Below are 1,137 nucleotides of genomic sequence, written 5' to 3'. Positions count from 1 at the left end.
CTAGTGTCCTGCGCCAGGAATTCGATCAAGATATGAGGCGAGGCGTTCGAGGATCTCGTCAGCGCTCTTCGTCCAGGCGAAGGGACGGGGGTTCTCGTTCCAGGTCTTGATCCAGTTTCGGATGTCCTTCTCCAGTGCGTGGAGGGACTTGTGGGTGCCGCGCCGTATCTGCTTGTCCGTCAGGAGCCCGAACCAGCGCTCGACCTGGTTGAGCCAGGAGGAGTAGGTGGGGGTGAAGTGCATGTGGAACCGGGGGTGGGCCTCCAGCCACTTCCTGACTGCCGGCGACTTGTGGGTGCCGTAGTTGTCGCAGATCAGGTGGACGTCGAGGCCGGGCGGGACTTCCTTGTCGAGCTTGGTGAGGAACTTCTTGAACTCGACGGCCCGGTGGCGGCGATGGATGGAACCGATGATCTCGCCGGTGGCCACGTCAAGGGCGGCGAACAGGGTGGTCACTCCATGACGTATGTAGTCGTGGGTGCGGCGTTCAGGCATGCCCGGCATCATCGGCAGCACCGGCGCGGACCGGTCCAGCGCCTGAATTTGGGACTTCTCATCCACGCACAGGACCAGGGCACGCTCCGGCGGATCCAGATACAGGCCCACCACATCACGGACCTTGTCGATGAACTGTGGGTCGTTGGACAGCTTGAACGTGTCCACCTGATGCGGCTTGAGGCCGAACGCCTTCCAGATCCGGCCGACCGTGGACTTCGACAGCCCGCTCTCGGCCGCCATCGAAGCCCTCGACCAGTGGGTGGCGTCCTTCGGTGACCGCTCCAGGGTGTTCACCACCACCTCCTCGACCCGGTCATCGGTGATCTTCCTCGGAGCACCGGGCCGGGGCTCGTCCACCAGCCCCTCCATCCGACGCTCCAGGAAACGCCGCCGCCACTTGCCCACGGTCTGCGGCCAGATACCGAGCTCATCGGCAACCTGCCGGTTCGTCTTCCCGTCCGCGCACCCCAGCACGATCCGGCACCGCTGAGCCAGCGCCTGCGAGGACTTCGCCCGGCGCGACCAGCGCACCAGCGTCGCCCGCTCATCCTCGGACAACACCAGCTCGGCCACCGGCCGCCCCATCTTCGCCATGAACACAGCCTACTAATTCAACGAACTCCCGGCGCAGGACACTAG

Annotated in this window: 1 protein-coding gene; it reads right to left on the bottom strand. The window is 64.7% G+C overall.

Features of this window, described 5'->3' with window-relative positions; all coding sequences use genetic code 11:
* On the bottom strand, positions 1-1,083 hold the full coding sequence (locus AB0M29_RS45225; RefSeq protein WP_365393700.1) for an IS630 family transposase: 1,083 nt from the start codon (positions 1,081-1,083) through the stop codon (positions 1-3).
* Positions 1,084-1,137: the final 54 nt, after the last annotated feature.

Origin of the sequence: Streptomyces sp. NPDC051976 (genome assembly GCF_040680795.1) — a bacterium.
Classification (GTDB): domain Bacteria; phylum Actinomycetota; class Actinomycetes; order Streptomycetales; family Streptomycetaceae; genus Actinacidiphila.
This window is presented reverse-complemented; position numbering and strand designations above follow the sequence as displayed.